The organism is Ottowia sp., from assembly GCF_016703145.1.
Taxonomy (GTDB): Bacteria; Pseudomonadota; Gammaproteobacteria; order Burkholderiales; family Burkholderiaceae_C; genus Ottowia.
In genome coordinates this window covers 1,165,674-1,191,603 of record NZ_JADJCO010000003.1, presented here as the reverse complement: position 1 = coordinate 1,191,603, position 25,930 = coordinate 1,165,674, and the positions used below count along the sequence as shown (strand labels likewise).

The 25,930-nt window shown below is 70.1% G+C and carries 26 protein-coding genes and 1 pseudogene; 17 read left to right on the top strand and 10 right to left on the bottom strand.

Annotated elements, in window-relative coordinates; genetic code table 11:
* Positions 1 to 28: 28 nt before the first annotated feature.
* From IPG65_RS09430 to IPG65_RS09420, 3 genes are all read left to right on the top strand, one after another.
* Positions 29 to 1,186, top strand: a complete 1,158-nt coding sequence (locus IPG65_RS09430) for a patatin-like phospholipase family protein (RefSeq protein ID WP_293190022.1) — start codon at positions 29 to 31, stop codon at positions 1,184 to 1,186.
* An 85-nt stretch (positions 1,187 to 1,271) separates the two neighbouring features.
* On the top strand, positions 1,272 to 3,356 hold the full coding sequence (gene metG / locus IPG65_RS09425; protein WP_293188955.1) for a methionine--tRNA ligase: 2,085 nt from the start codon (positions 1,272 to 1,274) through the stop codon (positions 3,354 to 3,356).
* A gap of 168 nt (positions 3,357 to 3,524) precedes the next feature.
* Complete coding sequence (locus IPG65_RS09420) at positions 3,525 to 5,219, top strand: SulP family inorganic anion transporter (RefSeq protein WP_293188954.1); 1,695 nt, start codon at positions 3,525 to 3,527, stop codon at positions 5,217 to 5,219.
* Positions 5,220 to 5,235: 16 nt separating this feature from the next.
* Here the strand turns inward: IPG65_RS09420 and panB are convergent, their stop codons facing one another.
* Together panB and IPG65_RS09410 are read right to left on the bottom strand one after the other, a co-directional pair.
* Positions 5,236 to 6,126: a 3-methyl-2-oxobutanoate hydroxymethyltransferase gene (gene panB / locus IPG65_RS09415; protein WP_293188953.1), complete on the bottom strand. Its 891-nt coding sequence runs from the start codon at positions 6,124 to 6,126 to the stop codon at positions 5,236 to 5,238.
* Between the two features lie 49 nt (positions 6,127 to 6,175).
* A complete protein-coding gene (locus tag IPG65_RS09410) occupies positions 6,176 to 6,694 on the bottom strand; it encodes an outer membrane protein assembly factor BamE (protein WP_293188952.1) in 519 nt (172 codons plus the stop codon).
* Positions 6,695 to 6,788: 94 nt separating this feature from the next.
* On the opposite strand from IPG65_RS09410, the gene IPG65_RS09405 reads away from it, so the two are divergent.
* From IPG65_RS09405 to panD, 4 genes and pseudogenes are all read left to right on the top strand, one after another.
* Positions 6,789 to 7,010 (top strand): DUF3460 family protein, encoded by a 222-nt coding sequence (locus IPG65_RS09405; RefSeq protein ID WP_293188951.1) that lies wholly within the window; start codon positions 6,789 to 6,791, stop codon positions 7,008 to 7,010.
* Between the two features lie 96 nt (positions 7,011 to 7,106).
* Entirely contained in the window at positions 7,107 to 7,958 is an 852-nt protein-coding gene (locus IPG65_RS09400) for a ScpA family protein (RefSeq protein WP_293188950.1), read from the top strand.
* Between the two features lie 37 nt (positions 7,959 to 7,995).
* Positions 7,996 to 9,571 (top strand): annotated as a pseudogene (gene nadB, locus IPG65_RS09395) (L-aspartate oxidase).
* Between the two features lie 36 nt (positions 9,572 to 9,607).
* Positions 9,608 to 9,988: an aspartate 1-decarboxylase gene (gene panD, locus IPG65_RS09390; RefSeq protein WP_293188949.1), complete on the top strand. Its 381-nt coding sequence runs from the start codon at positions 9,608 to 9,610 to the stop codon at positions 9,986 to 9,988.
* Positions 9,989 to 10,067: 79 nt separating this feature from the next.
* Here panD and nadA read toward each other — a convergent pair whose 3' ends face one another.
* The gene (gene nadA / locus IPG65_RS09385; RefSeq protein WP_293188948.1) at positions 10,068 to 11,186 is read right to left on the bottom strand and encodes a quinolinate synthase NadA; all 1,119 of its coding nucleotides are present in this window, start codon (positions 11,184 to 11,186) and stop codon (positions 10,068 to 10,070) included.
* A complete protein-coding gene (gene nadC / locus IPG65_RS09380; protein WP_293188947.1) occupies positions 11,183 to 12,052 on the bottom strand; it encodes a carboxylating nicotinate-nucleotide diphosphorylase in 870 nt (289 codons plus the stop codon). Before nadC ends, nadA begins: the two co-directional genes overlap by 4 nt.
* Before the next feature lie 139 nt (positions 12,053 to 12,191).
* Between nadC and panC the strand changes: the two genes are divergently transcribed.
* Positions 12,192 to 13,046: a pantoate--beta-alanine ligase gene (panC, locus tag IPG65_RS09375; protein WP_293188946.1), complete on the top strand. Its 855-nt coding sequence runs from the start codon at positions 12,192 to 12,194 to the stop codon at positions 13,044 to 13,046.
* Between the two features lie 151 nt (positions 13,047 to 13,197).
* Here the strand turns inward: panC and IPG65_RS09370 are convergent, their stop codons facing one another.
* Positions 13,198 to 13,872, bottom strand: a complete 675-nt coding sequence (locus IPG65_RS09370; RefSeq protein WP_293188945.1) for a hypothetical protein — start codon at positions 13,870 to 13,872, stop codon at positions 13,198 to 13,200.
* Positions 13,873 to 14,019: 147 nt separating this feature from the next.
* On the opposite strand from IPG65_RS09370, the gene IPG65_RS09365 reads away from it, so the two are divergent.
* Positions 14,020 to 14,406 (top strand): potassium channel family protein, encoded by a 387-nt coding sequence (locus tag IPG65_RS09365; RefSeq protein ID WP_293188944.1) that lies wholly within the window; start codon positions 14,020 to 14,022, stop codon positions 14,404 to 14,406.
* A 43-nt stretch (positions 14,407 to 14,449) separates the two neighbouring features.
* Here IPG65_RS09365 and IPG65_RS09360 read toward each other — a convergent pair whose 3' ends face one another.
* The 4 genes from IPG65_RS09360 to IPG65_RS09345 all read right to left on the bottom strand — a co-directional run bounded on the left by IPG65_RS09360 (position 14,450) and on the right by IPG65_RS09345 (position 16,911).
* A complete protein-coding gene (locus IPG65_RS09360; RefSeq protein WP_293188943.1) occupies positions 14,450 to 15,475 on the bottom strand; it encodes an NAD(P)H-dependent glycerol-3-phosphate dehydrogenase in 1,026 nt (341 codons plus the stop codon).
* 49 nt (positions 15,476 to 15,524) lie between these two features.
* The gene (secB, locus tag IPG65_RS09355; protein WP_293188942.1) at positions 15,525 to 15,974 is read right to left on the bottom strand and encodes a protein-export chaperone SecB; all 450 of its coding nucleotides are present in this window, start codon (positions 15,972 to 15,974) and stop codon (positions 15,525 to 15,527) included.
* A gap of 82 nt (positions 15,975 to 16,056) precedes the next feature.
* On the bottom strand, positions 16,057 to 16,317 hold the full coding sequence (gene grxC / locus IPG65_RS09350) for a glutaredoxin 3 (protein ID WP_293188941.1): 261 nt from the start codon (positions 16,315 to 16,317) through the stop codon (positions 16,057 to 16,059).
* A gap of 189 nt (positions 16,318 to 16,506) precedes the next feature.
* Positions 16,507 to 16,911 carry a rhodanese-like domain-containing protein gene (locus tag IPG65_RS09345; RefSeq protein ID WP_293188940.1) on the bottom strand — a complete coding sequence of 135 codons (405 nt, stop codon included), beginning with the start codon at positions 16,909 to 16,911 and terminating at the stop codon, positions 16,507 to 16,509.
* A gap of 154 nt (positions 16,912 to 17,065) precedes the next feature.
* Here IPG65_RS09345 and gpmA point away from each other — a divergent pair, with 154 nt between their 5' ends.
* The 4 genes from gpmA to IPG65_RS09325 all read left to right on the top strand — a co-directional run bounded on the left by gpmA (position 17,066) and on the right by IPG65_RS09325 (position 20,658).
* Positions 17,066 to 17,809, top strand: coding sequence for a 2,3-diphosphoglycerate-dependent phosphoglycerate mutase (gene gpmA, locus IPG65_RS09340; RefSeq protein ID WP_293188939.1), 744 nt, complete (start codon positions 17,066 to 17,068; stop codon positions 17,807 to 17,809).
* Between the two features lie 94 nt (positions 17,810 to 17,903).
* A complete protein-coding gene (locus IPG65_RS09335; RefSeq protein ID WP_293188938.1) occupies positions 17,904 to 19,340 on the top strand; it encodes a S41 family peptidase in 1,437 nt (478 codons plus the stop codon).
* Between the two features lie 33 nt (positions 19,341 to 19,373).
* Positions 19,374 to 20,123: a HesA/MoeB/ThiF family protein gene (locus IPG65_RS09330; RefSeq protein ID WP_293188937.1), complete on the top strand. Its 750-nt coding sequence runs from the start codon at positions 19,374 to 19,376 to the stop codon at positions 20,121 to 20,123.
* Positions 20,124 to 20,262: 139 nt separating this feature from the next.
* Complete coding sequence (locus IPG65_RS09325; RefSeq protein WP_293188936.1) at positions 20,263 to 20,658, top strand: response regulator; 396 nt, start codon at positions 20,263 to 20,265, stop codon at positions 20,656 to 20,658.
* A 45-nt stretch (positions 20,659 to 20,703) separates the two neighbouring features.
* On the opposite strand, the gene IPG65_RS09320 is transcribed toward IPG65_RS09325, so the two are convergent.
* The gene (locus tag IPG65_RS09320; RefSeq protein WP_293188935.1) at positions 20,704 to 21,336 is read right to left on the bottom strand and encodes a response regulator transcription factor; all 633 of its coding nucleotides are present in this window, start codon (positions 21,334 to 21,336) and stop codon (positions 20,704 to 20,706) included.
* 80 nt (positions 21,337 to 21,416) lie between these two features.
* Between IPG65_RS09320 and IPG65_RS09315 the strand changes: the two genes are divergently transcribed.
* From IPG65_RS09315 to IPG65_RS09300, 4 genes are all read left to right on the top strand, one after another.
* On the top strand, positions 21,417 to 22,898 hold the full coding sequence (locus tag IPG65_RS09315; protein ID WP_293188934.1) for a CHASE3 domain-containing protein: 1,482 nt from the start codon (positions 21,417 to 21,419) through the stop codon (positions 22,896 to 22,898).
* Between the two features lie 128 nt (positions 22,899 to 23,026).
* On the top strand, positions 23,027 to 23,404 hold the full coding sequence (locus IPG65_RS09310) for a hypothetical protein (RefSeq protein WP_293188933.1): 378 nt from the start codon (positions 23,027 to 23,029) through the stop codon (positions 23,402 to 23,404).
* Positions 23,405 to 23,450: 46 nt separating this feature from the next.
* On the top strand, positions 23,451 to 23,762 hold the full coding sequence (locus IPG65_RS09305; RefSeq protein WP_293188932.1) for a BON domain-containing protein: 312 nt from the start codon (positions 23,451 to 23,453) through the stop codon (positions 23,760 to 23,762).
* 377 nt (positions 23,763 to 24,139) lie between these two features.
* Positions 24,140 to 25,846: a SulP family inorganic anion transporter gene (locus IPG65_RS09300; RefSeq protein ID WP_293188931.1), complete on the top strand. Its 1,707-nt coding sequence runs from the start codon at positions 24,140 to 24,142 to the stop codon at positions 25,844 to 25,846.
* Positions 25,847 to 25,930 lie beyond the last annotated feature (84 nt).

The following is a 25,930-nucleotide window of genomic DNA, read 5'->3' as shown; positions in this document are numbered from 1 at the left end:
CCTCTCCCCCGCCCCCGGCACGGCCCTCCTGCTGACCGGCGGCGGCGCGCGCGCGGCCTACCAGGTGGGCGTGCTGCAGACCGTGGCCGCGCTGCGGCGGCAAAGCGGCGACGGCCGCCGCGGCTCGCCCTTCGACGTCATCGTGGGCACCTCGGCCGGCGCCATCAACGCCGCGGCGCTGGCCTGCGACGCCGACCGCTTCCCAGCGGCGGTCGCGCGGCTGGCCCGCCTGTGGAGCAGCTTCCGGGCGCGGCAGGTGTACCGCGCCGACGCGCTGGACGCCGTGCGCGCCAGCGCGCGCTGGCTCGGCCTGATGTCGGCCAGCTGGGTACCCTCGCGCTGGGGCTCGCCGCAGCCGCGCTCGCTGCTCGACAACGAGCCGCTGCGCGCCCTGCTGCACGCGCAACTGCCGCTGCGGCGCCTGCCGGAGATGCTGGCCGGCGGCCACCTGCGCGCGCTGGCGGTCACCACCTCGGGCTACACCAGCGGCGAGCACGTCACCTTCTACGACGCCGTGGGCGACATGCAGGACTGGACGCGCGCCCGGCGCCGCGCCGTGCGCACCCGCATCGAGGTCGATCACCTGATGGCGTCGGCGGCCATTCCCTTCGTGTTCCCCGCCGCGCGCATCACGGCCGAGGGGCAGCCAGGCTACTACGGCGACGGCTCGATGCGGCAGGTGGCGCCGATCTCGCCCGTGATCCACCTGGGCGCCGAGCGCGTGCTGGTGATCGGCGTCGGCCGCGCGCACGAGCCGCCGGACGAGCCGCCCCTGGGCGATCCGGGCTACCCGTCGCTGGCGCAGGTGGCGGGCCACGCGCTGTCGAGCATCTTCCTCGACACCCTGGACGCCGACGTGGAGCGCGTGCGGCGCATCAACCACACGCTGTCGCTGATCGCGCCGGAGCGCCGCGCGGAGACCACGCTGCGCCCGATCGAGCTGCTGGTGGTGACGCCCTCGCGGCGCCTGGACGAGGTGGCCGCGCGCCACGCGCACATGCTGCCGCCCTCGGTGCGGGTGCTGCTGTCGATGCTGGGCGTGCGCGGCGGCACGCGCGCCGCGCGCGGCGCCATGCTGGCCAGCTACCTGCTGTTCGAGGCCGGCTACACGCGCGAGCTGATCCGCATGGGCCGCGCCGACGCGCTGGCGCAGCGCGAGGCGATCTGCCGGTTCTTTGGCTGGTGACGCGGCGGACGCGGCGCGGCGGACGCGGCGCGGCGCCCCGGAAAACTAGAATGCATGGTTTTGCCGCGCCACCGGGAACGCCGCCATGACCGCACGCCGCCAGCTCTTCGTCACCACCGCCCTGCCCTACGCCAACGGCAACTTCCACATCGGCCACATCATGGAGTACATCCAGGCCGACATCTGGGTGCGCTTCCAGCGCATGCAGGGCCACGCGGTGAACTTCGTCGGCGCCGACGACGCGCACGGCGCGCCGATCATGATCGCGGCCGAGAAGGCGGGCAAGACGCCGCGGCAGTTCGTGGCCGACATCGCCGCCGGCCGCAAGCCGTACCTGGATGGCTTCCTGATCAGCCACGACAACTGGCACAGCACCGACAGCCCCGAGAACACCGCGCTGGCGCAGGCGATCTACCAGGACTTGCAGGCGGCCGGCTTGATCGAGACGCGCACCATCGAGCAGTTCTTCGACCCCGACAAGGGCATGTTCCTGCCCGACCGCTTCATCAAGGGCGAATGCCCCAACTGCCACGCCAAGGACCAGTACGGCGACAACTGCGAGGTGTGCGGCGCCGTCTACGCGCCGACCGAGCTGATCGAGCCCTATTCGGCGCTGTCGGGCGCCCGGCCGCGGCTCAAGACCAGCGAGCACTTCTTCTTCAAGCTGTCCGACCCGCGCTGCGTCGAGTTTTTGAAAGGCTGGACACAGGACGGCCGCCTGCAGCCCGACGTGGCCAACAAGGTGCGCGAATGGATCGCCCCCGGCGAGGACGGCCAGCCCAAGATGGGCGACTGGGACATCTCGCGCGACGCGCCCTACTTCGGCATCGAGATCCCCGACGCGCCGGGCAAGTACTTCTACGTCTGGCTGGACGCGCCCATCGGCTACCTGGCCAGCCTGAAGAACCTGCTGGAGAAGCGCGGCCAGAGCTACGACGCCTACATGGCCCAACCCGATCTGGAGCAGGTGCACTTCATCGGCAAGGACATCATCACCTTCCACACCTTGTTCTGGCCGGCCATGCTCAAGTTCAGTGGGCGCAAGGTGCCGGACAACGTGTTCGTGCATGGCTTTCTCACCGTCAACAACGGCGAGAAGATGAGCAAGAGCCGCGGCACCGGGCTGGACCCGCTGAAGTACCTGGAACTGGGCATGAACCCCGAGTGGCTGCGCTACTACCTGGCGGCCAAGCTGTCGGCGCGCAACGAGGACCTGGACTTCAACGCCGAGGATTTCATGCTGCGCGTCAACAGCGACCTGGTGGGCAAGTACATCAACATCGCCAGCCGCGCCGCCGGCTTCATCAACAAGCGCTTCGCCGGGCGCCTGTCGGTGGTCGGCGACGACGGGCTGGCGCTGCTGCACACCCTGCGCGACGCGCGGCCGGCCATCGCCGAGCTTTACGAGCAGCGCGAGTTCGGCAAGGTGGTGCGCGAGATCATGCAACTGGCCGACCGCGTGAACGCCTACGTGGACGCCAACAAGCCGTGGGAGCTGGCCAAGCGGCCCGGCCAGGACGAGCGCCTGCACGACGTCTGCACCGCCTGCATCGAGTCCTTCCGCATCCTCACCATCTACCTGCAGCCCATCCTGCCCCGGCTGGCGGCCGAGGTGGCCTACTTCCTCATGGTGCCGCCCGAGACCTTCGACGACGTCGTCCGTCCGCTGGGCGCGGGCTCGCAGATCGGCGAATACAGGCACCTGATGCAGCGCGTGGACATGAACCAACTCGAAGCGCTTTTCGAGCCTTCAGCCGTCGCCAATACTGCGCTGTCAGCTATCAAATCAGAAGCATCCGTGGACCTGCCCGGCGGCGAGGCGCTGGCGCCCGCGATCACCATCGACGACTTCGCCAAGATCGATCTGCGCATCGCCAGGATCGTGAACTGCGAGGCGGTGGAAGGCTCGACCAAGCTGCTGCGCCTGACGCTGGACGTGGGCGAGGGGTGCACGCGCAACGTCTTTTCCGGCATCGCCAGCGCCTACCAGCCCGACCAGTTGACGGGCAAGCTCACCGTGGTGGTCGCCAACCTGGCGCCGCGCAAGATGAAGTTCGGCGTCAGCGAAGGCATGGTGCTGGCGGCCGGCCACGCCGACGAAAAGGCCAACCCCGGCATCTTCGTGCTGGAGCCCTGGCCCGGCGCGCAGCCGGGCATGCGCGTGCGCTGAACGCCCACCGATCGGCGCGCGGCGTACACTGCCGCGCAGACATGGACCACAAGCACCTCCTGCCGCTGTCACGCCGCAGGCGCTTCATCACCCGGCTGCACCACTGCGGCCCTCCGGGGAAGAACTGAAACCGCACGCCGTTTTCAGTTCACTTCTCCGGAGTCGACCTTGGCCCATCCCTTCACCTTCCGCCCCCGCCTGCTGGACGCCCTGGCGGGCTACGATCGCGCGCGCTTCCTCGGCGACCTCAGCGCCGGCCTGACGGTGGCCGTGGTGGCGCTGCCGCTGGCCATGGCGTTCGCCATCGCCTCCGGCCTCAAGCCCGAGGCGGGCTTGTTCACGGCCATCATCGCGGGCTTCCTGATCTCGCTGCTCGGCGGCAGCCGGGTGCAGATCGGCGGGCCGGCGGGCGCCTTCATCGTCATCGTCTATGGCATCGTGCAGCAGTACGGCGTGGCCAACCTGATCATCGCCACCGCGCTGTCGGGCGTGCTGCTGTTCGTGATGGGGCTGCTGCGCCTGGGCACGCTGGTGCGCTTCATCCCGATGGCGGTGGTGATCGGCTTCACCAACGGCATCGCGGTGCTGATCGGGCTGTCGCAGGTGAAGGACTTCCTGGGCTTGTCCATTGCCAAAATGCCGGGCGATTTCTTCGGCATCCTGGGCGCGCTGTGGGCGCACCTGGACACCTTCAACCCCTGGACCTTCGGGCTCGCCCTGGCCTCGCTGGCGCTGATCGTGGCCTGGCAGCACGCCCTGTCGGCGCTGGGGGCGCGCGTGCCGGGCCTGGCCTGGCTGGCGCGGGTGCCGGGCTCCATCGTGGCGCTGGTGCTGGCCACGGCGGCGGTGGCGCTGCTGAAGCTGCCAGTGGAGACCATCGGCAGCCGCTTCGGCGGCATTCCGGCCGCGCTGCCGGCCTTCGCGCTGCCCGACTTCAGCTGGGAGTCGGCCCGCTTCATGCTGATGCCGGCGGTGACCCTGGCGCTGCTGGGCGCCATCGAGTCGCTGCTGTGCGCGCGCGTGGCCGACGGCATGATCGGCGACCGCCACGACCCCAACCAGGAGCTGATGGCGCAGGGCGCGGCCAACTTCGTGGTGCCCTTCTTCGGCGGCATGCCCGCCACTGGCACCATCGCGCGCACCGTCGTCAACGTCAAGAGCGGCGCCACCAGCCCCGTCGCGGGCATCGTGCACGCGGGGGTGCTGCTGCTGGTGATCCTGGCGGCGGCGCCGCTGGCGGCGTCCATCCCGCTGGCCACGCTGGCGGCGATCCTGATGTTCGTGGCCTGGAACATGGGCGAGTGGCGCGAGTTCGCGCACCTGCGCCAGCTCACCGTGCCCTACCGCATCACGCTGCTGTCGGTGTTCTTCCTGACGGTGGTGTTCGACCTGACGGTGGCGGTGCAGTTCGGCATCTTCGCCGCCTGCGTGAACTTCATCTGGCGCATCTCCAGCCTGTCGCACGCCGAGCGCCTGACGGCCGCGAGCCACCCGCCGCTGGCGGGACTCGAGGAGGCGGTGCAGGTGTGGCGGCTGTACGGCGCCATCTTCTTTGGCGCCACCAAAATGGCGGAGGCGCTGGAGGATCAGTTGCCGCGGCGCGTGCTGGTGCTGGACTTCAAGAACGTCATCTACATGGACACCACCGGCGCCGACTCGCTGCGCAACCTGGTGGACGCCTGCCGCGAACGCGGGGTGCGCCTGATCGCCGCGGGCTTCATGGCCCAGCCGCTGGAAATGGCGCGGCGCACCGGCCTGCTGGCCCAGGTGCAGGCTGACCTGCAGCCCGACGTGACCAGCGCCATCGCGGCGGCGATCGCGGCGCTGCCCGAGGCCGGCGCGCCCCCGCCGCGGCCGGCCTGAGGCCGCCCGGGCCGCGCTACCAGGCGTGCTCGGCGTCCACCGGGAAGCTGCCATCCTTGACCGCCTGCACGTAGGCGCGCATGGCGCCCAGCACGTCGGCGCTGCCGGCCATGAAATTGCGCACGAACTTGGCGTTGCGGCCCAGGTTGATGCCCAGCATGTCGTGCATCACCAGCACCTGGCCGGCGGTGCCCCGCCCGGCGCCGATGCCGATGGTGGCGCAGCGGGGCAGCGCCTGCGTCAGCTCGGCCGACAGCCGAGCCGGCACCATCTCCAGCACCATCATGGCGGCGCCCGCGTCCTGCAGCTCCAGCGCCTGCGCGCGCAGCGTGGCGGCCGCCTCGTCGCCGCGCCCCTGCACGCGGTAGCCGCCCAGCGCGTGCACGGTCTGCGGCGTGAGCCCGAGGTGGGCGCAGACGGGAATGCCGCGCTCGACCAGGAAGCGCACGGTCTCGGCCGTCCAGCCGCCGCCTTCGAGCTTGACCATGTGCGCGCCGGCCTGCATCAGCACGGTGGCGCTGGCCACCGCCTGCTCGCGCGACTGCTGGTAGCTGCCGAAGGGCAGATCGGCCACCAGCCAGGCGGTGCCCTGCACGCGGCGCAGGCCCCGCGCCACGGCCTCGGTGTGGTAGCGCATGTGCTCCAGCGTCACGCCCACGGTGCTGTGCAGGCCCTGGCAGACCATGCCCAGTGAGTCGCCCACCAGCAGGCAGTCCACGCCGCCGGCGTCGGCCATGGCGGCGAAGGTGGCGTCGTAGGCGGTCAGCATGGCGATCTTCTCGCCATGGGCATGCATGTCGGCCAGGCGCGGCAGGCTCACGGGCTTGCGCGCGGCCGGCTGGCTGGCGGTGGGCAGGCTGCCGTAGGGCGTGGCCGAGGCGGGGGCGGGGGAGGTTGGGGTGCTCATGGGGGCGGATTCTGCAGGAATCCACCGGCGCGCGCATCCCCGGACGGCCTCAGCCGCCGCGCATGTCGAGGCTGTCCGGATCGGGGCCGATCTCGGTGCGGATCACGCGGTAGTCGGGGCTGAAGACGACGTTGAAGGCTTTCTGCTCGCTCGGCGGCTCCAGGAAGCGCCAGGTCCACACCACCTCGCGCTTCAGCGCGTAGGGCACCTGCCGGGCGGGCTTGCCGAGCAGGCGGCGCACGTCCTCGACGCCCATGCCGGGCTGCACGCGGCGGAAGGTCTCGGGCGTGAGCACCTGGCGCAGCGCGCTCATCCGGCCGTCGGGGCCGATGGTGATCATGTAGTTGCGCACACCAGCCGGCTGGCGGTTGTACTCGAAGGTGCGGGCGCCGCCGGGCTCGTCCCACACGCGCTCGGGCTGGCCGAAGCGCTGCACCACGTCGGCCTCGGTGGAGACGCCCTCCTCCAGTTCGCTGATGGCCTGCGGGTCGCAGGCGGCCAGGCCGAGGGCGGCGCCCAGCACGGCACACAGGCCCAGCGTGCGCCAGCGGTGTGAGACGGTCTTCATGGATGGGATGCCCCGGTAGAATGGATGGACCTGCTTTGTAACGCAGCGCGCGCGTCGCGCGCCGTCGGACCAGGCCGACAGATTCGCCAAAACCATGCCCATCGCCAACATTTTCCGCCGCCCGCATTACACGTCCGACACCACGGACTTCATCGCGCAGCTCAAGCAGGCCCAGCCGGGCCTGGACCAGGCGCAGCGCCAGGGCCGCGCGCTGCTGTGGGACAAGAACCTCGACCGCGAGCAGCAGGCCGAGTTCGGCGCCGGCCGCGTGCCGCAAAAACCCTACGTCTACCAGACGGCGCCCACCGGCGATTGACCGCGCGCCGCCTGGCGCTGGCCTGGGTTTTTCAAGCAAAATCGGCCTTCAACCCGCGCCAATATTGCGCCATCAGCTCCTGTATAGATAGCATCCATGGCGATCGCCGATCCTGACGTGCTGTTGGCCGCCGGCCCCGCCGGGGCGGCGCTGCCCGAGGTGATGGACCACGTGGCCGTGGCGCGCCTGTACGGCGAGCCGCTGTTCGCGCTGCCGCGGGACCTGTACATCCCGCCCGACGCGCTGGAGGTGTTCCTGGAGGCCTTCGAGGGGCCGCTAGACCTGCTGCTCTACCTCATCCGCAAGCAGAATTTCAACATCCTCGACATCCCCATGGCGACGGTCACGCGCCAGTACCTGAGCTACGTGGACGAGATCCGCGGCCGCAACCTGGAGCTGGCGGCCGAGTACCTGCTGATGGCGGCGATGCTGATCGAGATCAAGTCGCGCATGCTGCTGCCGTCCCGCAAGACGGCCGAGGGCCAGGAGCCCGAGGACCCGCGCGCCGAGCTGGTGCGCCGCCTGCTCGAATACGAGCAGATGAAGCTGGCCGCCTCGCGCCTGACCGAGGCGCCGCAGTTCGGGCGTGACTTCCTGAAGGCGCAGGTCCATGTCGAGCAGGCGCTCAAGCCGCGCTTTCCCGACGTGGCGCTGGCCGACATCCAGGCCGCCTGGGCCGACATCCTGCGCCGCGCCCGGCTGGTGCAGCACCACCGCATCACGCGCGAGGAACTGAGCGTGCGCGAGCACATGGGCCTGGTGCTGAAAAAGCTGCAGGGCCGCCGCTTCGCCCCGTTCGAGGACCTGTTCGACCCCGCGCGCGGCGTGCCCGTGCTGGTGGTCACGCTGATCGCCCTGCTGGAGCTGGCCAAGGAAACCCTGGTCGAGATCACCCAGGCCGAGGCTTACGCGCCGATCTACGTGCGCCTGGCCTTCACCCCCGCCTGACGCCAGGCGCGACCCACGCCCCCATCCACCGCGCGCCATGGCCTCACACGACTTCGATGTCCTCATCGTGGGCAGCGGCCTGGCCGGCCTGTCCACCGCCCTGCACCTGGCGCCCACGCACCGCGTGGCCGTGATCACCAAGCGCGCGCTGCAGGACGGGTCGAGCGGCTGGGCCCAGGGCGGCATCGCCGCCGTGCTGGCCGACGACGACAGCTTCGCCGCCCACATCGACGACACGCTGGTGGCCGGCGCCGGCCTGTGCGACCTGGCCACCACCCGCTTCGTGGTGGAGAACGCGCCCGAATCCATCGCCTGGCTGCGCCGGCTGGGCGTGCCCTTCACGCTGGAGGGCGACCAGCTCCACCTGACCCGCGAGGGCGGCCACAGCGCCCGCCGCATCGCCCACGTGACCGACGCCACCGGCGCCGCCGTGCAGCGCACCCTGATCGAGGTGGTGCGCGCCACGCCGGGCATCACGCTGTTCGAGCAGCACACGCTGGTGGACCTGATCACCCCGCGCAAGATGGGCCTGCCCGGCCACCGCTGCGTGGGCCTGTACGCGCTGAACAGCGAGAGCGACGAGGTCACCACCTTCCGCGCGCCGCACACCGTGCTGGCCACGGGCGGCGCGGGCAAGGTGTACCTCTACACCACCAACCCCGACACCGCCACCGGCGACGGCATCGCCGCCGCCTGGCGCGCGGGCTGCCGGGTGGCCAACATGGAGTTCATCCAGTTCCACCCCACGGGGCTGTACCACCCACACGCCAAGTCCTTCCTCATCAGCGAGGCGGTGCGCGGCGAGGGCGGGCGGCTTTTGCTGCCCGACGGCACCCGCTTCATGCTCGAGCACGACCCGCGCGCCGAGCTGGCGCCGCGCGACGTGGTAGCCCGCGCCATCGACTACGAGATGAAGCGCCACGGCCTCGACTGCGTGCACCTCGACATCTCGCACCAGAGCCCCGCGTTCCTGCACGAGCACTTTCCCAACATCCTGGCGCACTGCGCGTCGCTGGGCATCGACATCACCCGGGAGCCCATCCCCGTGGTGCCCACGGCGCACTTCACCTGCGGCGGCGTGCCGACCGACCTGGCCGGCCGCACCGACCTGCCGGGCCTGCACGCCGTGGGCGAGGTGGCCTGCACCGGCCTGCACGGCGCCAACCGGCTGGCCAGCAACTCGCTGCTCGAATGCATGGTGTTCGCGCGCCGCCGCCCAGGCCATCGCCGCGGCGCCCGGCGTGGCGCTGCCCGCCCTGCCCCCCTGGGACGACAGCCGCGTGACCGACGCCGACGAATCCGTCGTCATCTCGCACAACTGGGACGAGCTGCGCCGCTTCATGTGGGACTACGTGGGCATCGTGCGCACCAACAAGCGGCTGGACCGGGCCGCGCACCGCATCGCGCTGCTGCAGGCCGAGATCCAGGAGTTCTACGCGCACTTCCACGTCACGCGCGACCTGCTGGAGCTGCGCAACCTCGTGCAGGTGGCCGACCTGATCGTCAAGAGCGCGCAGATGCGCCGCGAAAGCCGCGGCCTGCACTACAGCCGCGACTACCCCGAGCTGGCCGCGCCCGCCGCCCCCACCATCCTCGTGCCGCCGGCACCCTGAGGCGCACGTTTTTTCCTTTCGACGGAGGCTATTTCCATGTTCCGCACCCTGCTCAAATCCAAGATCCACCGCGTCGCGGTGACCCAGTGCGAGCTGCACTACGAAGGCTCCTGCGCCATCGACGAAGACCTGCTGGACGCCGCCAACATCGCCGAGAACGAGCAGGTGCACATCTGGAACATCAACAACGGCGAACGCTTCGTCACCTACGCCATCCGGGGCCAGCGCGGCAGCGGCATGATCTCGGTCAACGGCTCGGCCGCGCGCCGCGCCGCCGTGGGCGACCTCATCATCATCGCGGCCTTCGCCCAGGTGCAAGAGGACCAGGTCGCCACGCACCGCCCGCAACTGGTGTTCGTGGACGAGCAGAACCGCCAGACCGCGCTGCGCCACGCGGTGCCCACCCAGGCACGGTGAGCCCGCGATTCGATTTTTTGCATCAAATCGGCCGACAGCCCGTACCAGTCAAGCGCTGGTAGCTATCAAACCAGAAGCATCACACCGCCCCGAAGTGCGGCACCAGCGCCCCCGGCGCCTGCCCGCTCCTGAGCGCCGCCGTGAACGCCAGCATGCGGTCGATGGGCTGGCGCGCGCGCGGAATGAGGGCCGCATCCACGTGGATGGCGTTGGCGCCGGTCTCCAGCACCCGCGCCACGTCGGCCAGGCCGTTCATCGCCATCCAGGGGCAGTGGGCGCAGCTCTTGCAGGTGGCGCTGTTGCCGGCGGTAGGCGCCTCGTAGAAGGTCTTGCCGGGGTTGAGCGTGCGCAGCTTGTGCATCATGCCGTTGTCGGTGGCGACGATGAATTCGGTCGCGTCCATCTCGCGCGCGGCCTTGAGGATGGCGCTGGTGGAGCCCACGGCGTCGGCCAGGGCCACCACGTCGGCGGGACTTTCGGGGTGCACGAGCACCTTGGCACGGGGGTGCTCTTTTTTCAACGCCTCCAGCTCGAAGGCCTTGAACTCGTCGTGCACGATGCAGGCGCCGTTCCAGAACACCATGTCGGCGCCCGTCTCCCGCTGGATGTAGGCGCCCAGGTGGCGGTCGGGCGCCCACAGGATCTTGTGGCCTGCGGCCTTCAACGCACCCACGATGTCGAGCGCGCAGCTCGACGTGACGAGCCAGTCGGCCCGCGCCTTCACCGCCGCGCTGGTGTTGGCGTAGACGACCACGGTGCGGTCGGGGTGCGCGTCGCAGAAGGCGCTGAATTCGCCGATGGGGCAGCCCAGGTCGAGTGAGCAGGTGGCGTCCAGGTCGGGCATGAGCACGGTCTTCTCGGGGCTCAGGATCTTGGCCGTCTCGCCCATGAAGCGCACGCCGGAAACGACGAGGGTCTGCGCGGCATGGTCGCGGCCGAAGCGGGCCATCTCCAGCGAGTCGCTGACGATGCCACCGGTTTCCTCGGCCAGGTCCTGCAGGTCGGGGTGCACGTAGTAGTGCGACACCATGACGGCGTTCTTTTCTTGCAGCAGGCGGCGGATGCGCGCCTTGAGTTCGGCGCGCTCAGGTAGAGAGGGCTCGGGCGGCACGCGTGCCCAGGCGTGCCGGGTGGAGCAGAGGGCGCCTCCCGCTTCGGCGGGCTGCTCGTATTCGATGTCGATGACCGTGGTCTTCATGACAGCTCCTGCAGGCGCATCGAGAAGTCGGTGGCCTTCACGTCTTTCGTCAAGGTGCCGATGGAGATGCGGTCGACGCCGGTTTCCGCAAGGGCGCGCAGGCCGTCAAGGGTCACGCCGCCCGAGATTTCGAGGATGGCGCGGCCTTGGTTGATGTGCACGGCTTCACGCAGCATGGGCAAAGGCATGTTGTCGAGCAGCACCATCTTCGCGCCCGCGTCCAGCGCCTCGGCCAGTTGCTCCAGCGTCTCCACCTCGATCTCGATGAAGGCGGCCCGGGCCGCCACCTGCTGCGCCGCCTGCAGCACGGCGGTGACGCCCCCGGCGGCGGCGATGTGGTTTTCCTTGATCAGCACCGCATCGTGCAGGCCGATGCGGTGGTTGGTGCCGCCGCCCACGCGCACCGCGTACTTCTGCGCCAGGCGCAGACCCGGCAGGGTCTTGCGCGTGTCCACGATGTGGGCGCGCGTGCCCGCCACCACGTCCACGTAGGTGCGCGTCTTGGTCGCCACGGCGGACAGCAGCTGCAGGAAGTTGAGCGCCGTGCGCTCGGCGCTCAGCAGGGCGCGGGCGTTGCCTTCGATGGTGAGCACCACCTCATCGGGCGCGCAGCGCTGGCCCTCGGCCACGTGCCAGGCGAGCTGCACGCCGGGGTCCAGCGCGCGCAGGGCCGCCTCGGCCCAGGGCGCGCCGCAGATCACGGCGGCCTCGCGCGCGAGGATGCGGGCGCGGGCGCGCCGCGCGGGGTCGATGAGGCCGGCGGTCAGGTCACCGGCGCCGACGTCCTCCGCCAGGGCCCTGGCCACGTCATCGCGGGCAAGGCGGGTCACATCGGTGTCGTGGGGCTGTGGGATCGAATTCGTCATGGGGCGCCAGCATAGCGGGATTGGTGCCGCGCCGAGGCCTCGCTCTCACATAGACTCGCGGAAAATTCGCCGCCGGGGCTTTGCCTTGCATGCTTGGCAAGCGCCGCCCCTTCCGCCCACCGACCACGCCTGAGCCGTCATGCACATCGTCCACACCATCGCCGAACTGCGCCACGCGCTGCGCCACGCCCAGCGCCCGGCTTTCGTGCCCACCATGGGCAACCTGCACGCCGGGCACCTGGCGCTGATCGCGCAGGCCCGGCCCCTGGGTGACGCCACGGTGGCCAGCATCTTCGTCAACCGGCTGCAGTTCCTGCCGCACGAGGACTTCGACAGCTACCCGCGCACCTGGGAGGCCGATTGCGCCCAGCTGCAGGCCGCCGGCTGCGACGTGCTGTTCGCTCCGCGCGAGGCCGACCTCTACCCCGAGCCGCAAACCTTCAAGGTAGCGCCTGATCCGGCGCTGGCCGAACTCCTGGAAGGCCAGTTCCGCCCCGGCTTCTTCACCGGCGTGGCCACGGTGGTGATGAAGCTGCTGTCCTGCGTGTTCGCCGGCAAGCCGCACGGCGCGGCGGTGTTCGGCCGCAAGGACTACCAGCAGCTCATGGTCATCCGGCGCATGGTGCAGCAGTTCGCCCTGCCCGTCGAGATCGTGGCCGGCGACATCGTGCGCGCCGACGACGGGCTGGCCCTGTCCTCGCGCAACGGCTACCTGTCGGCCAGCGACCGCGCCCGCGCGCTGCAACTGTCGCAGGCTCTGCGCGCCCTGGCCGACGCCGCCTCGGCGGCCCCCGACCTGCCCGCGCGGTGCGCCGGGCTGGAGCAGCACGCCCTGCAGGCGCTCGCCGCGCTGGGCTGGCAGCCCGACTACCTGGCCGTGCGCCGCCGCGCCGACCTGCGGCCGCCCGCGCCCGGCGACGCCCCCGGCCACCTGGTGGCCCTGGGCGCCGCGCGCCTCGGCGGCACGCGGCTGATCGACAACCTGGAGTTCTGACAGCGCCTACAACCCGCGCCGCACGCCCCCATCAAAAGGCCGCGGAGCAGGCCATGCCAGCGACCGCCGCGGCCCGGCTTGGCCGGGCCGCTGGCGCTGCCCCTCGAGGGGGTGGCGCAACAACGCGGAGCGTGTGGAGCCTGGGGGTGGGCTATTTCACGAAGCAGTACATCAACCCGGCGCTGCCGCTCTGCGCCAGTTGCGGCAGGCTGCAGCCGCGCGTGCCGTGCGAGGCGTTCCACGACGCGTTGGCCACCGGGTCGGGGTTGAGGCCCTTGAGGTCGTGGTGGCCGACGATGGCCGAGCCGCCTTCGCCGCGCGTCCAGTTGCCGCAGGTGGTGTCCTTGCCAGGCTCGGGCACGGCCACGGTGCCGTCGGGGCGCGAGCCGGTGAGGATGTCGTGCCGGTTGACCGCGTCGCCGTAGCCGGGGACAGCCTCGCCCTTCTCCGTCAGCGAGGTGTCCTTGCCCAGCCTGGCGCCCGCGCTGTGCAGGTCGGCCACACTGGTGGCCACCGTCACGCCCTTGGCGTTGACCCACGGGCCGGGGCCGATGCGGTCGCGCGCGTTGACGGCCGGCCGGCCGGCCGCCGCCGTGGTGGACAGGTAGGCGCGCCAAGTCCTGCCGCCAGCGCCGACGCCACCGGCCAGCCGCTGGCACTGGGCGTCGGCCCCCGCCAGCCCGCCCAGGTTGCCGCCTTGGCCGGGGTTGGCGCTGGTGATGAAAAAGCTCATCGGGTGACCGCCGCCGGACGGCACCGAGGAGCAGGCGGCCAGCAGGGCCGCGGCCGTGCAGGCGGGCCAGAGCAGGGGTCGGGTGAAGCGCATGGAAGTCTCCTGGGATCGGGTTGAGCGTGCCGCGCTCAGGGCGCGACACGCCCGAGTGTGGGGAGGGATGCACGCCGGCGTCAACCTTCGGCGCGGGGCGGTGGTATCGTGCGGGCGCCTTGCCGTCGTGGCACCAGGGGCTTCTTGATGACTTCACTGATCCTGACACTGCTGAGGCTGCTGCGCGCCATTCGGGGCGCGTGGGCGCTGCCGGACTTCCGCAACGTGCTGCTGTTGGTGGCCCTGACGCTGACCTCGGGCACGATCTTCTTTCACACCGTCGAGGGGTGGAGCTGGGTGGACGCCTTCTACTTCAGCGCCACCACCATCGCCACCGTGGGCCACGGCGACCTGGCGCCGCGCACCGACTTCGGCAAGCTGTTCACGGTGCTGTACATCGTCGTGGGCGTGGGCTTGTTCATCACCCTGGCGACTCTCCTGTCGCGCGGCCTGGTCAACGGCGACCGGAACAAGGACACCGCCGAAAGCCGGAATTCGAAGCGTGGCTCCAGGCGCGAATCCATCAAAAAGTAGAGCAGCCTGTGCAATACCGGCGCGGGCTGGAGGCCAAAAAGACCTAAAGAATCTCGCCCTTCGGGTCGCGCCCCATGAGCGCGGCGACGGCTTCGACGGGCTTGAGCTGGCCATCCAGCAGGCCGACCACGCAGTCGGTGATGGGCATGTCCACCCCCAGGTGGCGGGCGCGCCGCGCCACGGTGCGGGCGCTGTACACGCCCTCGGCCACGTGGCCGAGCGACTGCACGGCGTCCTGCAGGCTCTTGCCCTGCGCCAGCAGCAGGCCGACCTGGCGGTTGCGGCTGAGGTCGCCCGTGGCGGTAAGCACCAGGTCGCCCAAGCCCGACAGGCCCATGAAGGTCTCGGCGCGCGCGCCCAGCGCCAGCCCCAGGCGCGAGATCTCGGTCAGGCCGCGCGTGATGAGCGCGGCGCGCGCGTTCAGCCCCAGGTTCAGGCCGTCGGCCAAGCCGGTGGCGATGGCCAGCACGTTCTTGACCGCGCCGCCCACCTCGACGCCCACCAGGTCGTCGTTGCCGTACACCCTCAGCGTGGGGCCGTGAAAGGCGTCCACCAGCGCTTGCACCACCCGCGGATGGCGGCTGGCCGCGACCAGCGCGGTGGGCTGGCCGCGCGCCACTTCCTGCGCGAAGCTGGGGCCGCTGAGTGCGCCGGCCAGCAGCCGCGGCGCCACCTGGCGCTGGATTTCGTGCGGCATCAGGCCGGTGGCGCCGGCCGGCGCGCCCTCCGGCACCGCCTCGAAGCCCTTGCACAGCCAGCCGACGGGCACCGGCGCGTCGTGCAGCAGCGCCAGCGTGGCGCGCAGGCCGGCCACGGGCGTGGCGATGACCAGCAGGTCGGCCTGCGGCACGGCCTCCAGCAGCTCCTGCACCTGGCCGCTGCGCACCGCCAGCTCGCGCGGCAGCGGGATACCCGGCAGGTAGCGCGCGTTCTCGCGCTGCGCGGCCATGGCCTGCGCCTGGGCGCCGTCGCGCGCCCACAGCACCACCTGGTTGCCGGCCGGATTGCGCACGGCGCTGACGGCCAGCGCCGTGCCCCAGGCACCGGCACCGATTACTATGATTTTCATAGCTTATGGCGCAATACTGGCACGGGCTTTCGGCCTATTTGGCTTGAAACTACTGCGTGACGGCCGGGGTCCCAGCCTGGGCCGCCTGCTGCTGCTCGTACATAGCCTGGAAGTTGATCTCCGCCATGTGCACGGGCGGAAAGCCGGCGCGCTGGATCAGGTCGGCCACGTTGCCGCGCAGGTAGGGGTAGACGATCTGCGGGCAAGCGACGCCGATGACGCCGCCCATCTGCTCCTCGGGCAGGTTGCGGATTTCGAAGATGCCGGCCTGCTTGCACTCGACCAGGAACACGGTGCGGTCCTGGATCTTGGTCTGCACGGTGGCGGTGATGCTGACTTCGAACACGCCCTCGGCCACGTTCTCGGCGTTCACGCCCAGGTTGATGTCCAGCGACGGCTGCTCCTGCTCCAGCAGGATGGCGGGCGAATTGGGCTGCTCCAGCGACGCTTCCTTCAGGTAGACGCGCTGGATGTTGAACACGGGATCCTGGTCGGCCATGTGATGTCTCGGTTGGGGAAAGAAAAAATGGAAAGGCGCGCGCTACCCGCAGGGCGCCGGCAGCGCGATCGCCGGGATTATCTCAGGCGGCCGACAGCAGGGGATCGAGGGCGCCCTGCTGATCCAGCGCGACCAGGTCGTCGCAACCGCCGACGTGCGTTTGGCCGATGAAGATCTGCGGCACCGTGCGGCGGCCCGTGAGTTCCATCATGTGCTGGCGCTCGGCCGGGTCGAGGTCGACGCGGATCTCCTCGATCTCGGCCACGCCCTTGGCCTTGAGCACCTGCTTGGCGCGGATGCAGTAGGGGCAGGTGGCGGTGGTGTACATGGTCACGGCGGGCATGGAGAGGGATTCCTTCTCAGCTGGCCACGGCGCCGCGCGCCACCCGCCACCCATCCAACCCAAAGGATCGAAAGGCCGCGGAGCAGGCCACGCCAGTGCACCCGTGGCCGGGCTCTGCCCGGCCAGTGGGTGCACCCCCTTGAGGGGAAAGGCGCAACATCGCGCAGCGAGTGGAGCCACGGGGGTGGGTCATTTCTCGATGGGAAGATTGGCCTGGCGCCAGCTCTTGAGGCCGCCGGCCAGCGAATCCGCCTGCTCGTAGCCCAGCTTGCGGGCGATGGCCACCGCGCGCCCGGAGCGCATGCCCGAGGCGCACACCAGCACCAGCGGCGTGGCCTTGTTCTTGACCACGCCCGGCAGCTTGGCCTGCAGCTCGCCCAGCGGGATACTGCGCGCGCCGACGATGTGGCCGGCGGCGTATTCTGCCGGCTCGCAGATGTCGATCACCACCGCTTTCTCGCGGTTGATGCGCTGCACCGCCGCCTCCGGCGAGAGGCCGCCCCCGCCGCCACCGCGCAGCATGGGCCAGAACAACATGCTGCCCGACACCAGGGCCAGCAGGACGAGCGTCCAGTTCGCGATCACGAAATCCACGTCGAAAATCCTTTGCTTGCGATGCGTCGCGCGGCCTGATCGGACCCGAATGGGCCGGCCGCCGCCGCGCGGAATTCTAGAATGTCCGGTTGGCGCCCACCGCGAAGGCGGGTATTGCCGCCGCCAGGCCCCTTTTTTTCCAACTCTCCGCCCCATGCACAAGCTCGTCCTCATCCGCCACGGCGAATCCACCTGGAACCTCGAAAACCGCTTCACCGGCTGGACCGACGTGGATCTCACGCCCACCGGCGTCGAACAGGCCCGCAACGCCGGCCGGCTGCTCAAGGCCGAGGGCTACGAGTTCGACCTGGCCTACACCAGCGTGCTCAAGCGCGCCATCCGCACCCTGTGGCACTGCCTCGACGAGATGGACCGGATGTGGCTGCCCACCCTCAAGCACTGGCGCCTGAACGAGCGCCACTACGGCGCCCTGCAGGGCCTGAACAAGGCCGACACGGCGGCCAAGTTCGGCGACGAGCAGGTGCTGGTCTGGCGCCGCAGCTACGACACCCCGCCGCCCGCGCTGGAGCGCGGCGACCCGCGCGGCGAGCGGGGCGATCCGCGCTACGCCAGGCTCCGGCCCGAGGACGTCCCGCTCACCGAATGCCTGAAGGACACGGTGGCGCGCGTGATGCCGTTCTGGACCGAATCCATGGCGCCCGCCATCTCGGCCGGCAAGCGCCTGGTGGTGTCGGCGCACGGCAACTCGATCCGCGCGCTGATGAAATACCTGGACGGCGTCTCCGACGGCGACATCGTCGGCCTGAACATCCCCAACGGCATTCCGCTGGTGTACGAGTTGGACGCTGGCCTCAAGCCGATCCGCCACTACTACCTGGGCGACGCCGAGGCCGCCGCCCGCGCCGCCGCGGCGGTGGCCAGCCAAGGCAAGGGCTGAGGGCGCACTCTTTCTGCGGAACTTCGGCGCGCCGGCGCACCCGAAAGCTGCAGGCCATGTATATTGACCGCCCATTTCCAGGATGTCCCGCACCATGAGTCAGAAAACCAAGATCGCCGGATGGATTGCCGTGGGCGCGCTCGCCGGCGCGCTGACCACGGTGTCGCTGCAGACGGTGGCGCGGGGCACGCTCGCGCCACTGCCGCTGGAAGAGCTGCAGCAACTGGCCGCCGTGTTCGGGATGATCAAGTCGGACTACGTGGAGCCGGTGGACGAGAAGAAGCTCATCACCGACGCCATCTCCGGCATGGTGGCCAGCCTGGACCCGCACTCGCAGTACTTCGACAAAAAGACCTTCAAGGAATTCCGCGAGGGCACGACCGGCCGCTTCGTCGGCGTGGGCATCGAGATCACGCAGGAAGATGGCCTGGTCCGCGTGGTCTCGCCCATCGAGGGCTCGCCCGCCGACCGCGCCGGCCTCAAGCCGGGTGACCTGATCACCCGGGTGGACGACACGGCCGTCAAGGGCCTGTCGCTGAACGAGGCCGTCAAGCGCATGCGCGGCGAGCCCGGCACCAAGGTGCTGCTCACCATCCTGCGGCGCGACGAGGACAACCGCACCTTCCCCGTGAGCATCACGCGCGAGGAAATCCGCACCCAGTCGGTCAAGAGCAAAATCATCGAGCCCGGCTACGCTTGGCTGCGCCTGTCGCAATTCCAGGAGCGCACGGTGGACGACTTCGTCGCCAAGGTGGAAGACATCTACAAGCGCGAGCCCAACCTGAAGGGCTTGGTGCTCGACCTGCGCAACGACCCGGGCGGCCTGCTGGACGCGGCGGTGGCCGTGTCGGCCGCCTTCCTGCCCGAGAACGTGACCGTCGTGTCCACCAACGGCCAGATCGAGGAAAGCAAGTCGATCTACAAGACCCGGCCCGAGGACTACCTGCGCCGCCGCGGCAGCGACCCGCTCAAGCGCCTGCCGGCAGCGCTCAAGACGGTGCCAATGGTGGTGCTGGTCAACGAGGGATCGGCCTCGGCCAGCGAGATCGTCGCCGGCGCGCTGCAGGACCACAAGCGCGCCGTGGTGATGGGCAGCCAGACCTTCGGCAAGGGCTCGGTGCAGACCGTGCGTCCGCTCGGCCCGGACACGGCGCTCAAGATCACCACCGCGCGCTACTACACGCCCAGCGGCAAGACCATCCAGGCCAAGGGCATCGTGCCCGACATCATGATCGACGACACCGCCGAGGGCAGCCCCTTCGCGGTGCTGCGCATGCGCGAGGCCGACCTCGACAAGCACCTGGGCGGCAGCGAGCCCGAGGTCAAGGACCCGGCGCTGAGCAAGGAGCGCGAGGCCGCCCTCCAACGCCTGGAGGAAGAGTCGCGCAAGCCCGCCTCGCAGCGTCGCCCGCCGGAATACGGCAGCGACAAGGACTTCCCGCTGCTGCAGGCGCTGGCCAAGCTCAAGGGGCAGCCGGTCAAGGTCAGCAAGACCCTGGTGGAACGCAAGGACGAGCCCAAGGCCGAGTGAGCGGGGGCGCCCACGCGCCCGCGCGATGCAGCGATGGATGACCGGCAACTGCTGCGCTATTCGCGCCACCTGCTGCTCGACGACCTGGGCGTCGAGGGCCAGGAGAAGCTGCTTGCCGCGCACGCCCTGATCCTGGGCGCCGGCGGCCTGGGCTCGCCGGTGGCGCTGTACCTGGCCAGCGCCGGCGTGGGTCGCCTCACGATCGTGGACGACGACACGGTCGACCTGACCAACCTGCAGCGCCAGATCATGCACACCGAGGCGCGCATCGGCCAGCCCAAGGTCGATTCCGCGCGGCAGGCCATCGCGGCCATCAATCCCGGCGTGCAGGTGCGCGCGCTGGCGCGGCGCGCCGATGAGGCGCTGCTCCAGGGACTGGTGGCCGATGCCGACGTGGTGCTGGACTGCGGCGACAATTTCGCCACCCGGCAGGCCCTGAACGCCGCCTGCGTGCACCACCGCCGGCCGCTGGTGTCCGGCGCGGCCATCGGCTTCGACGGCCAGGTGTCGGTGTTCGATCTGCGGCGGGACGATTCGCCGTGCTACGCCTGCGTCTTTCCGCCTTCGCAGGCCGTGGAAGAAGCGCGCTGCGCCACGATGGGCGTGTTCGCGCCGCTGGTGGGGCTGGTGGGCGCGCTGCAGGCCATCGAGGCGCTCAAGCTGCTGTGCGGCATCGGCCAGCCGCTGACGGGCCGCCTGCTGATGGTTGATGCGCGGCGCACTGAATTCACCGAGGTGCGCGTGCGGCGGCAGCACGACTGCCCGACCTGTGCCGCGATGTAGGATGTGTCCTACACGGACGTGGAGCGGGCTCTGGCACGATCAACCCTCCCCGCCCCCTAGACTCGAAGCTGTCACAGAACGTCCTTGCGCGCTCCGCGGAACCCGCCTCCGCGACCCTTCTCCTCCCCTCGCCCACCCCATGTCCGGCCGCCACCCCGTGCGAACCTACATCGTCGAAGACAACGCGACGATCCGCGAGAACCTCATCGCGACGCTGGAGGAACTGGGGGGCGTCGCCTCGATCGGCTATGCAGAGACCGAACAGCAGGGCAGCGACTGGCTGACCGGCCAGGACGCGCCCTGGGACCTGGCCATCGTCGATCTGTTCCTCAAGCAGGGCAGCGGCCTCGGCGTGCTGCAGGCCTGCCAGGGACGCACGCCGCGGCAGAAGATCGTCGTCCTCACCAACTACGCCACGCCGGACATCCGCTCGCGCTGCCGGCAACTGGGGGTGGACGCGGTGTTCGACAAATCCACCGACATCGACGCGCTGATCGCCTACTGCCTCAAGTTGCGCGGCAACGCCGGGCACTGACCTCCGGCAGCCATGGCCCACTCCTCGCCCGGCCGTGTCGCGGAATCAATCGATCAGCTTGTTCTTGAGCGCGTAGTAGGTCAGGTCGCTGTTCGAACTGAGCGCCATCTTCTCCATCAGGCGCGTGCGGTAGGTGCTCACGGTCTTCACCGACAGCGACAGCGCTTCGGCGATGTCGCCCGCCGTCTGGCCCCGGGCCAGCTTCAGGAACACCTGGAACTCGCGCTCGGACAGTTGCTCGTGGGGCGGCGCGTCGCTCTTGCGGCCCAGTTGCTGGGCCAGCAGTTGGGCCACCGACGGGGTGATGTAGCGCTTGCCCAGCGCGATGGTGCGGATGGCCTCGACGATCTCCAGGGGCTCGCACTCCTTGTTCAGGTAGCCGCTGGCGCCCTGGCGGATCAGGTTCATGGCGTAGTGCGCCTCGGGGTAGCCCGACAGGATCAGCACGCCCACGTCCGGCGCCTTGGCGCGGATCATGGCCAGCGCGTCGATCCCGCTCTGACCCGGCATGGACAGGTCCATCACCAGCACGTCCATCTCGGTCGTGCGCACCAAGTCGATGGCCTCGCGGCCGCTGGCCGCCTCGCCCACCACGCGCAGATCGACGTGCTCGGAGAAATACTGCTTGAGCCCCGACCGCACGATGGCATGGTCATCCACAATACCGATTCTGATCATCGCGCGCCCTCTTCTCCTGGCCTGAAGGCCGCCGCGCACGGCGGCGGGACATGGCCCCCCCATTCTAGGCCCCGCAGCCCATGCCGAACCTGACAGCCGCCACATTTGCCGCCGCTGAGCGGAAGCGGCGCGCGTTGTCGCCGCGCGTGACCCTGATCGTGGCCGCGGCCTGCGCGATCGTCATGGTGTGGCTGAGCGAGAACGCCTACCGGCGCATGACCGACGTCATCGTCGAGCTACAGCACACGCACATCGTCCGCACCTCGATCAACACGCTGGTGCGCGACCTGGTGGTGGCCGAGTCCAGCCAGCGCGGCTTCCTCCTCACGGGCGACAGCCAATACCTGGCGCCATACCAGAAGGCGGTGACCGGCATGATCGGCCTGCTGAAGCAACTGGACGTCCGGACACCGCAGGCCATGCGCGAATCGGACGCCATGGTCAGCTTCAAGACCTTGCTGGCCCAGAAGCTGGGCGAGATGTCGCTGACGCTGCGCATGCGCGAGCAGGACCGGCCCGAGGTGGCCAACTTCGTCATCAGTTCCAACGTCGGGCTCGAACAGATGGAGGCGTTCCGTCAGCAGGGCGACGCGCTGGCCGCCCAGGTCGAGGCGCTGTTGGCAACCAAGCGCGGCGAGCTGTACCGGTTGCTGAACGTGGCGCGCTTCGGCCTGGTGGTCGGCGTGCTGGCGGCGCTGCTGGCCTTCGTCCTGTACGTGCGCCAGGCGCGCGCGCTGCAGCAGGCGGACATCCGCCAGAAGCAGCGGCTGGAGGCCGAGCGCGACGCGCTGGAATCCCAGGTGCGCGAGCGCACGCTGCGCCTGACCGAACTGGCCACCCACCTGCAGCAGGCGGTGGAAGACGAGCGTGCCCACTTGGCGCGCGAGCTGCACGACGAGTTGGGCGCACTGCTGACCGCGGCCAAGCTTGACATCGCGCGCCTGAAGTCCCGCCTGTCCGGCGAAGCGGACGACCTGGGCACCCGCCTCGACCACCTGAACAAGACGCTGAACCAGGTGATCGCGCTCAAGCGCCGCATCATCGAGGATCTGCGCCCCTCCTCGCTGTCCAACCTGGGACTGGTGGCTTCGCTCGAAATCCTGGTGCGCGAGTTCAGCGAGCGCTCGGGCATCGACGTGCAGACGGTCCTGGAGCCGGTGGACCTGGACGCGGCCCGCGAACTGACGATCTTCCGCCTGGTGCAGGAGGCGCTGACCAACATCGGCAAATACGCCAACCCCACCAAGGTCACCGTGACGCTGAAGAACTACGTCTACCACGCCGAGGTCTCGGTGGTGGACGATGGCGTGGGCTTCGATGCCACGCACCTGCCGCAGGCCTCCCACGGGCTGGTGGGCATGCACCACCGGGTCGAGGCCAGCGGCGGGCGGCTCGACCTCACCTCCGCGCCGGGACACGGCACGCGCATCACCGGCACCATCCCGCGCCGCCAAGCCAAGGCACAAAGCGCGCTGGCCGACGCGATGGACGCGGCGACGGTGTCGGCCCCGTCCTACGACGCGCGCAAGCCACCGCTGACACCGCCGGCCGCCGGCCGCTGATGCGCCGCCAGCACGAACTGGCTTTATCCTTGCATCCAAGCCGGCTGGCGATGGCCTCCCTGCCACCGCCCCGGCGACAACCCGCCCTCCACCCCCCATTCGGGCCCACGCGCCCGGCGAGAGAACCCATGAGCACATCGAAGCAGCCGATCGACCAGATCGCCGACAGCGCCACCGCCGCCACCGAGAAGGTCGCCGACCGGGCCGAGCGCGCGGTGGACGCCACCCGCGCCTTCGCCAACGAGGCGTTGGACAAGGCCAATGCCAAGGTCCACAGCCTGCGCGAGGATGTGCAGCCCGCCATCGACGCCCTCTCCGCCCGCGTGCACGACATGGCCGCGCGCGGCAAGGCCGTGGCCGCCGACACCACCGCCCAGACGCGCGAGAAGCTGGGCGAAGTCACCGACAAGACCAGCGCCTACGTGGCCGAGAAACCGCTGCAGTCCATGGCCATCGCCGCCGCCGCCGGCGCCGTTCTGGCCCTGCTGCTGGGCCGCCGCCGCTGAAGGCCGCGCAGACCGTTCACCCCCAAAGAAAGAAGGAGCCCGTACCATGAAACCCGTCCGTACCCTCATCGTGGCCGCCATGACCGGCCTGACTCTCGTCGCCACCGGCTGCGCCGTGGTGCGCGGCCAGCAATCGGCCGGCGCCTATGTGGACGACGCGAGCATCACCACCTCGGTGAAAGCCAAGTTCGTCGAGGACAAGACCGTCGATGCAGGCGCCATCAACGTGCAGACGCTCAACGGCGAGGTCTCTCTCAACGGTTTCGCCAAGAACACCGCCGAGCGCACCCGGGCCGAGCAAATCGCGCGCGGCGTGAACGGCGTACGCAGTGTGCGCAACAACCTCGTCGTGCGCTGAACCCGGCTACCACGGCGCGGCAACCCGGCCCTGCATGCCTGGCATGCAGGGTTTTTTGCTATTATTTATATATCTATCAACATAGTATCCATGCGGGATTCAGCCCATTTTTGCTTGAATTCCTGCTTGTCTGGGCCAGACTTGCCCAAACCGTCAGCCTCGCCCCGCCTACCGCAACGGCATGGGCTCTGTCCCCGGTGCGTCTGGGCGCGCGGTGGCCCTGGCTGGCCGCAGGCCAGGGGCGCGCGGTGCGGATCTGCGCCTCGGTGGCGCCGCGGCAACGGTGGGCTATCGTAGAGTCTCCACCTTTGGAACGCCCGGGACGCCGCCGCGCTGACGTACCATCGCCGCATCATCGTGCGCCCCTCTTTCGCATCATGCCCATGCCGCCCCAACTGATCCGCATCCTGCCCTTCCTGCGCTGGCCGCGCCCCTCGGCCGCGCTGCTGCGCGGCGAGGCGATGGCGGGGCTGACGGTGGGGCTGATGGTCATCCCGCAGGGTGTGGCCTACGCGCAACTGGCGGGCATGCCGCTGGTGACGGGCATCTACGCGTCGATGCTGCCGGCGCTGGTGGCGGTGCTGTTCTCGGCCTCGACGCGGCTGTCGGTCGGGCCAACGGCGCTGTCCAGCCTGTTGATCGCCGCCTCGCTCACGCCACTGGCCACGCCGGGCAGCGCGCAGTGGGTGGCGCTGGCGGTGTGGCTGGCGCTGCTGTCGGGCCTGCTGCAGGTGGTGCTGGGCTGCGCGCGCTTCGGCTGGCTGCTGAACGTGGTTAATTCGCCGGTGCTGATGGCGTTCACGCAGGCCGCGGCGGTGCTGATCCTCGCCTCGCAGTTGCCGGCGTTGCTGGGCTTGCGGGGCAACTGGGCGCAGATGCTGCAGGCGCCGTCGATCCACCTGGGGGCGGCGGCGTTCGGGCTGGTGGCGCTGGCGCTGCTGATGCTGGCGCGGCGCTGGCGGCCGACGTTTCCCACCGTACTGGTGATCGTGCTGGCTGCCGCCGGGCTGGGCTGGGCCACGGGCTTCGAAGGCACGGGCGGCCAAGTGGTGGGGCCGCTGCCGCAGGGCCTGCCGGCGCCCTACCTGCCGGGCTGGCCGGGCTGGGACACGCTGGGGCAACTGGTGCTGCCGACGCTGGTGATCACGCTGGTGAGCTTTCTGGAAACCGCCTCCAGCGCCAAGGTGGACAGCCAGGGCAAGGGCGAGCGCTGGGACCAGGATCAGGATCTGATCGGCCAAGGGCTGGCCAAGATCGCTTCGGGCCTGTCGGGCGCGTTCCCCACCAGCTCGTCGTTCTCTCGCTCGGCGCTGAACCTGTACGCGGGCGCGCAGACGGGCTGGGCGACGATCTTCTCGGTGGCGGTGGTGCTGCTGGCGCTGCTGCTGTTCACGCCGCTGCTGCGCCACGTGCCGCAGTCGGTGCTGGCGGCGATCGTGGTGGCGGCGGTGGTGGGCCTGCTCAAGCCGCGCGAGTTCACGCGGCTGTGGCGCATCTCGCGCGTGGAGGGGGTGATCGCTGCCCTCACCTTCGCCATCACCCTGGCCGCCGCGCCGGCGCTGTACTGGGGCGTGCTGGCGGGCGTGCTGATGTCGCTGTCGTACTTCCTCTACCTGCGCCTGCACCCGCGCATCATCGAGGTCGGCCTGCACGTGGACGGCAGCCTGCGCGACCGCCATCTGTGGCAGTTGCCGCCGTTGGCGCCCGACACCTTCGCGCTGCGCATGGACGCGGCGCTGGACTTCGCCAGCGCCGGCCAGTTCGAGCGCCATGTGGTCGAGCACCTGGCGACGCGCCCCGGCACGCGCCACGTGTGCCTGTTCGCCCAGCCCATCAACCGCATCGACGCCACGGGGGTCGAGGTGTTCGGGCGCGTGCTGGGGCAGTTGCGCCAGCGCGGGGCCGCGCTGCACGTCAGCGGCATGAAGCTGCCGGTGGAGCGGGTGCTGACGTCCGCCGGCATCCTGGCGGCGCACCCACTGCTGCACCTGTACCGCACCGACGCCGAAATCCTGGCCGCGCTGCGCGCCCTGGCCGACGCCGACGAACCGCTGCCCGTGGACATCGCGGCGATGCACATCTGAGCCCGTTACTATCAAAACCGGAGCTATCGGCGCATATCCGGCGCGGACAACTGGCCTATATGACCTGAAACCCGCCCTGCCGCC

What these genes read in the sequence shown, in the direction of transcription:
- metG (WP_293188955.1), top strand. Translation starts at nt 1,272, where the DNA reads ATGACCGCACGCCGCCAGCTCTTCGTCACCACCGCCCTGCCCTACGCC.
- panB (WP_293188953.1), bottom strand. Translation starts at nt 6,126, where the DNA reads ATGAGCACCCCAACCTCCCCCGCCCCCGCCTCGGCCACGCCCTACGGC.
- IPG65_RS09410 (WP_293188952.1), bottom strand. Translation starts at nt 6,694, where the DNA reads ATGAAGACCGTCTCACACCGCTGGCGCACGCTGGGCCTGTGTGCCGTG.
- IPG65_RS09405 (WP_293188951.1), top strand. Translation starts at nt 6,789, where the DNA reads ATGCCCATCGCCAACATTTTCCGCCGCCCGCATTACACGTCCGACACC.
- IPG65_RS09400 (WP_293188950.1), top strand. Translation starts at nt 7,107, where the DNA reads ATGGCGATCGCCGATCCTGACGTGCTGTTGGCCGCCGGCCCCGCCGGG.
- panD (WP_293188949.1), top strand. Translation starts at nt 9,608, where the DNA reads ATGTTCCGCACCCTGCTCAAATCCAAGATCCACCGCGTCGCGGTGACC.
- nadA (WP_293188948.1), bottom strand. Translation starts at nt 11,186, where the DNA reads ATGAAGACCACGGTCATCGACATCGAATACGAGCAGCCCGCCGAAGCG.
- nadC (WP_293188947.1), bottom strand. Translation starts at nt 12,052, where the DNA reads ATGACGAATTCGATCCCACAGCCCCACGACACCGATGTGACCCGCCTT.
- panC (WP_293188946.1), top strand. Translation starts at nt 12,192, where the DNA reads ATGCACATCGTCCACACCATCGCCGAACTGCGCCACGCGCTGCGCCAC.
- IPG65_RS09370 (WP_293188945.1), bottom strand. Translation starts at nt 13,872, where the DNA reads ATGCGCTTCACCCGACCCCTGCTCTGGCCCGCCTGCACGGCCGCGGCC.
- IPG65_RS09365 (WP_293188944.1), top strand. Translation starts at nt 14,020, where the DNA reads ATGACTTCACTGATCCTGACACTGCTGAGGCTGCTGCGCGCCATTCGG.
- IPG65_RS09360 (WP_293188943.1), bottom strand. Translation starts at nt 15,475, where the DNA reads ATGAAAATCATAGTAATCGGTGCCGGTGCCTGGGGCACGGCGCTGGCC.
- secB (WP_293188942.1), bottom strand. Translation starts at nt 15,974, where the DNA reads ATGGCCGACCAGGATCCCGTGTTCAACATCCAGCGCGTCTACCTGAAG.
- grxC (WP_293188941.1), bottom strand. Translation starts at nt 16,317, where the DNA reads ATGCCCGCCGTGACCATGTACACCACCGCCACCTGCCCCTACTGCATC.
- gpmA (WP_293188939.1), top strand. Translation starts at nt 17,066, where the DNA reads ATGCACAAGCTCGTCCTCATCCGCCACGGCGAATCCACCTGGAACCTC.
- IPG65_RS09335 (WP_293188938.1), top strand. Translation starts at nt 17,904, where the DNA reads ATGAGTCAGAAAACCAAGATCGCCGGATGGATTGCCGTGGGCGCGCTC.
- IPG65_RS09330 (WP_293188937.1), top strand. Translation starts at nt 19,374, where the DNA reads ATGGATGACCGGCAACTGCTGCGCTATTCGCGCCACCTGCTGCTCGAC.
- IPG65_RS09325 (WP_293188936.1), top strand. Translation starts at nt 20,263, where the DNA reads ATGTCCGGCCGCCACCCCGTGCGAACCTACATCGTCGAAGACAACGCG.
- IPG65_RS09320 (WP_293188935.1), bottom strand. Translation starts at nt 21,336, where the DNA reads ATGATCAGAATCGGTATTGTGGATGACCATGCCATCGTGCGGTCGGGG.
- IPG65_RS09315 (WP_293188934.1), top strand. Translation starts at nt 21,417, where the DNA reads ATGCCGAACCTGACAGCCGCCACATTTGCCGCCGCTGAGCGGAAGCGG.
- IPG65_RS09310 (WP_293188933.1), top strand. Translation starts at nt 23,027, where the DNA reads ATGAGCACATCGAAGCAGCCGATCGACCAGATCGCCGACAGCGCCACC.
- IPG65_RS09305 (WP_293188932.1), top strand. Translation starts at nt 23,451, where the DNA reads ATGAAACCCGTCCGTACCCTCATCGTGGCCGCCATGACCGGCCTGACT.
- IPG65_RS09300 (WP_293188931.1), top strand. Translation starts at nt 24,140, where the DNA reads ATGCCCATGCCGCCCCAACTGATCCGCATCCTGCCCTTCCTGCGCTGG.